Raw genomic sequence first — 4,621 nt, forward strand, 5'->3', positions numbered from 1 at the left:
GACGTTGGTGAGGTAGTCGACGTCGGCAAGGCCCGGGATCTCGGGCGCGATCGCGCGGCCGCCGACGTTGAGGAAGATCCGGTCCGCCTCGAGCACCTGATCGTCGACCCGAATGGTGTGTCGGCCCTCGAAGCGGGCGTGGCCACGGATGAGCGTGCAGCCGTCCATGCCCTCGAGCCACGACTCCACGCCATGGCGGTCGTCGAGCATGACCTTGTCCTTGCGCGCCTTCACCTTTGCCATGTCGACCGTGACGTCTCCGGTGCCGATTCCGTATTCGGCACCGCGCCGGGCGGTGTGCGCCGTGTGCGCGCTGGCCACCAGCGTCTTGGTCGGAATGCAGCCGTAGTTGACGCACGTCCCGCCGACGAGCTTGCGTTCGATCACCGCGACGGTCTGGCCCGCGGTGGCGAGCCGGCCCGCGAGCGGTGGCCCGGCCTGTCCCGCACCGACAATGATGGCGTCGTATCTCGTTGCCATGGAAGGGATCTACAGAGCCGCGGCGGCGGCGGCGATCGCGAAGCCACCGAGCACGGCGATCGCATCCTCGGTCAGTGCGACGGGCAGGTCATGGCCACCGTTGGCGGCGACCAGCCTGCGCCGCGCCTGATATCCGCCCATGGTGCCGAGCACCGCACCGACCACACCGGCTCCGAACGCGCTGAAGGTGTAGCCGTGCTGATTCACCTGATCCCAGATCGGCGCCCCGATGACCGCGCCCGCGAAGCCACCGGTGACGAGTCGCGCGATGAACTGGGCTGGGACAGTGCGACTCGGCGTGGACGGCAGCTGATCGGTGACCAGCTCGACCACCAGAAGGATCGTGAGGACGGTGACCGTGATCGGATGGCCGACCCACTGGGCCCACGTGCCATCGACGGACAGCCATCCGAGTGCAGCGCCCCACGCGACGACGGCGGGGGGCGTCAGTGCCCGCAAACCCGCGACGACACCGATGAGGAGCGCAAGGAGAAGGACCAGCACGTGCGTCATGGGCAGACGCTAGCACCACTGGTCAGAAGCGGCAGAACCTTATGTCGGAGGCCAGGATCGCCTTCGCACCAATGGCTGCGATTTGATCCATGATGCCGTTCACGTCGCGCCGGGGCACCAACGCGCGGACCGCAACCCACGCCGGGTCGGCCAGCGGCGCGATGGTCGGCGACTCCAATCCAGGAGTGACCGCGGTGGCGCGGTCGAGCACGTCGCGTGGACAGTCGTAGTCGAGCATCAGGTACTGCTGCCCGAAGACCACGCCCTGCACCCGGCCGGCGAGCTGGTCGCGGGCGGAGGCCGTCCGCACGTCGGGATCGGCACGTTCGATCAGCACGGCCTCCGAATCGCACAGCGCCTCCCCGAAGGCGAGCAGACCGTGCAGACCGAGCGTGCGGCCCGTCCCGACGATGTCGGCGATGACGTCGGCCAGGCCGAGTTGCACCGAGATCTCCACTGCACCGTCAAGGCGGATCACGGTGGCGTCGATGCCTCTGGCGGCCAGATCCTTTCGGACCAGGTTCGGGTACGCGGTCGCGATCCGCTGACCGGCGAGGTCGGCGATCGCCCAGTCCCGACCGGCCGGGGCTGCATAGCGGAAGGTCGACGATCCGAAGCCCAGCGCCAGCCGCTCCTCCACGGGAGCGTCGGATTCCTGCGCGAGGTCGCGTCCGGTGATCCCGAAGTCCAGCTCCCCCGACCCGACGTAGATGGCGATGTCCTTGGGCCGCAGAAAGAAGAACTCCACGTTGTTGGCCGGGTCGACGACGGTCAGGTCCTTGGGGTCGCGCCGACGGCGATACCCGGCCTCGGACAGGATCTCCGCGGCGGACTCGCTGAGCGCGCCCTTGTTGGGGACCGCGACGCGCAGCATGCCGGTCGTCAATGAGCCGTTCATAGCTTCGAGTAGACGTCGTCGAGGGTGAGGCCGCGCGAGATCATCAGAACCTGCGTCCAATACAGCAGCTGGCTGATCTCACCTGCCAGCGCGTCGGCACCCTCGTGTTCGGCGGCCAGCCACACCTCGCCCGCCTCCTCGAGGACCTTCTTGCCAAGCCCGTGCACGCCGCCGTCCAGGGCCTTGACGGTGCCACTGCCTGCGGGTCGGGTGTGCGCGCGCTCGCTGAGTTCGGCGAACAACGCGTCGAAGGTCTTCACGGACGCCGATTGTTTCACGCCGTCGACGGCGGAGTCACGGCGGTTTCAGCGGACCGTCACGACTCCGCCCGCCGTCAGGCGTTCGCCGTGGGTTTCGGAGTGGCCAGTATCTCTCCGTGCATGTCCTCCAGCGAGACTCCCTTGGTCTCCTGGACCCACCGCCAGACGAACACGAAGGACAGCACCGCGCACAGCCCGTAGAACCCGTACGCCAGGCCCAGGTGGTTACGCAGTCCCGGGAACGACACCGTGATGGCCCAGTTGGCGGCCCACTGTCCGGCTGCCGCCAGACCCAACGCCGCCGCTCGGATGCGGTTCGGGAACATCTCGCCCAGCAGTACCCAGACCACCGGTCCCCACGACATGCCGAATGCCACGACGAAGAGGTTCGCGGCGATCAGCGCGATGACGCCGGACGCACCGGCCAGACTCGGCTTGCCGTCGACGAGCCCTGCGTTGGCGAAGATGACCGACATGGTGATCAAGGTGATCGCCATCCCGGACGAGCCGATGAGCAGCAGCGGTTTCCGGCCGATCTTGTCGATCAGCGCGATGGCGATCAGCGTGGTCGCCACGTTGATGACCGACGTGATCACGGTGTAGATCGCCGACTCGTCGGCGCTGAATCCCACCGCCTGCCACAACACGTTGGAGTAGTAGAAGATCACGTTGATGCCGACGAACTGCTGGAAGACCGACAATCCGAGGCCCACCCAGACGATGCCGTAGATGCCGCCGGTCGGCTTCTTCAAATCACGCCAGGACGGCTTGTCCTCGCGCTCCAGCGTCTCCTGGATCCGGGTGATGGTGATCTCGAGGTTCTTCTCACCGAGGAGCATGTTGAGCACGCGCCGGGCTTCCGGAATCTTGTGACTGGCAACGAGATACCTGGGCGACTCCGGGATCGTGAATGCCAGACCGCCGTAAACGACCGCGGGGATCGCCATGACGAGGAACATCCAGCGCCAAGCCTCCAACCCGAGCCCGAGCACTTCGTTGGGGCCACCTGCTGCCTTCTGCAGCAGCCAGTTGATCGCGAAGGACAAGAAGATGCCGGAGACGATGGCCAGCTGCTGTAGCGAGCCCAGCCGGCCGCGAATGCGGGGCGGCGACGTCTCGGCGATGTACGCCGGCGCAATGACCGAGGCGATGCCGACTCCGATACCGCCGACGATCCGGAAGAGGACGACGATTTCGACGTTGGGTGCCAACGCCGTTCCGATGGCACTGACGAGAAAGAACAGCGCAGCGATCTTCATCACCGCGATGCGGCCGATCCTGTCGGCGATCCGGCCTGCGGACATGGCGCCGGCAGCGGCGCCAAGAAGTGCCGAGGCGACGGCGAAGCCCAACTCGGCGTTGCCGATGCCGAAGTCCTCCTGGATGGAATCGACCGCGCCGTTGATCACGGCGCTGTCGTAGCCGAATAGCAGCCCGCCCAGAGCGGCTACCGACGCGATTCGAATGGCGGTTCGGCCCGACGAGAAGTCCTCGTCACTGATCGCCGACGGACCGTCGGATACGGGGGGTCCCTGGCCAGCCATGAGACTTCCTTTCGCAGCGCTGCGTGATGCGTGTCACACCAACGATCGCACAGTCCACGGGTTCAAAGGGGCAAATCTCGGCGGAGAAGGCCAACGACACCGATCACTCGTCAGACGGGCCTGCGACGACGACTCACACGACGCGGGTACCAGCGGCGCAATTGAGCTCGTGATGGATCGCACGCAGGGCCTCGACGTCGAGGCCGACGAGCGAACTCACGTGCCGGCGCAGCGGACTGTCCGGCACCTCGACGTCGTTGGGCACGACCACGACCGGGCAGCCGGCCGCCTCGGCGGCCTCGGTGCCGGTCACCGAGTCTTCGATGGCGAGGCACTGCGCGGGTTCGAATCCGAGCAGGTGCGCGCCTCGCAGGTACGGGTCCGCCGCGGGCTTGGCATGCGCGACTTCGTCGCCGCAGACCGATGCCGAGAAGTAATGCCGGCCAATGCTCTCCAGTGCGCGCTCCGTCAGCTCCCGGCGCGTGTTGGTGACCAAGGCCAGTGGGATGCCCGCCTCCACGAGGGTGTCGAGTAGCTCACGCGCACCCGGCAGCCACGGCAGTCCGTCCTCGAACAGTTCGCCGACGTGATCGTGCAGCCAGACCGCCGCCTCCTCCATCGCGAGCGGCTCCTGGTCGAGACCCAGGTCGGTGTAGACGATGCGCATGACGCTCTCGGAGGAACCGCCGATCGTCGACGTCCGCACCTCCGGTGTCAGTACCCCGCCGAGGCGCGCGTACAGCGCGTGCAGCGATACGTCCCAGAGCTTTTCGGAGTCGACGAGGGTGCCGTCCATGTCCCACAGCACTGCCTTCATGTGGCTCAGTCCTCTGGGTTGTAGCCGAGGTTGGGGCCGAGCCAGCGCTCGGTTTCCTGCAGGGTCCAGCCCTTGCGCTTCGCGTAGTCGGCCACCTGGTCCTGGGCCA

6 protein-coding genes are annotated in these 4,621 nt (G+C 67.0%); all 6 read right to left on the bottom strand.

From position 1 onward, the window contains the following. A partial coding sequence (locus QOI01_RS31175; protein ID WP_526387285.1) for an FAD-dependent oxidoreductase occupies positions 1-480 on the bottom strand: 480 nt, incomplete at its 3' end. A gap of 9 nt (positions 481-489) precedes the next feature. Beyond that, on the bottom strand, positions 490-993 hold the full coding sequence (locus QOI01_RS31180; RefSeq protein WP_526387287.1) for a DUF4126 family protein: 504 nt from the start codon (positions 991-993) through the stop codon (positions 490-492). A gap of 22 nt (positions 994-1,015) precedes the next feature. Continuing rightward, positions 1,016-1,867 (bottom strand): ATP phosphoribosyltransferase, encoded by an 852-nt coding sequence (gene hisG, locus QOI01_RS31185; RefSeq protein ID WP_526387295.1) that lies wholly within the window; start codon positions 1,865-1,867, stop codon positions 1,016-1,018. A gap of 20 nt (positions 1,868-1,887) precedes the next feature. Then, positions 1,888-2,169: a phosphoribosyl-ATP diphosphatase gene (locus QOI01_RS31190; RefSeq protein ID WP_526387289.1), complete on the bottom strand. Its 282-nt coding sequence runs from the start codon at positions 2,167-2,169 to the stop codon at positions 1,888-1,890. A 56-nt stretch (positions 2,170-2,225) separates the two neighbouring features. Then, on the bottom strand, positions 2,226-3,695 hold the full coding sequence (locus QOI01_RS31195; RefSeq protein WP_526387291.1) for a sugar porter family MFS transporter: 1,470 nt from the start codon (positions 3,693-3,695) through the stop codon (positions 2,226-2,228). 133 nt (positions 3,696-3,828) lie between these two features. After that, positions 3,829-4,512 (bottom strand): HAD family hydrolase, encoded by a 684-nt coding sequence (locus QOI01_RS31200; RefSeq protein WP_526387293.1) that lies wholly within the window; start codon positions 4,510-4,512, stop codon positions 3,829-3,831. Between the last annotated feature and the right edge of the window lie 109 nt (positions 4,513-4,621).

Source organism: Mycobacterium sp., assembly GCF_032162605.1.
In the GTDB taxonomy this organism is placed as follows: domain Bacteria; phylum Actinomycetota; class Actinomycetes; order Mycobacteriales; family Mycobacteriaceae; genus Mycobacterium.

Excerpts from the sequence above, each read along its gene's own strand:
- hisG (WP_526387295.1), bottom strand. The coding sequence starts at position 1,867 with ATGCTGCGCGTCGCGGTCCCCAACAAGGGCGCGCTCAGCGAGTCCGCC.
- QOI01_RS31200 (WP_526387293.1), bottom strand. The coding sequence starts at position 4,512 with ATGAAGGCAGTGCTGTGGGACATGGACGGCACCCTCGTCGACTCCGAA.
- QOI01_RS31180 (WP_526387287.1), bottom strand. The coding sequence starts at position 993 with ATGACGCACGTGCTGGTCCTTCTCCTTGCGCTCCTCATCGGTGTCGTC.
- QOI01_RS31195 (WP_526387291.1), bottom strand. The coding sequence starts at position 3,695 with ATGGCTGGCCAGGGACCCCCCGTATCCGACGGTCCGTCGGCGATCAGT.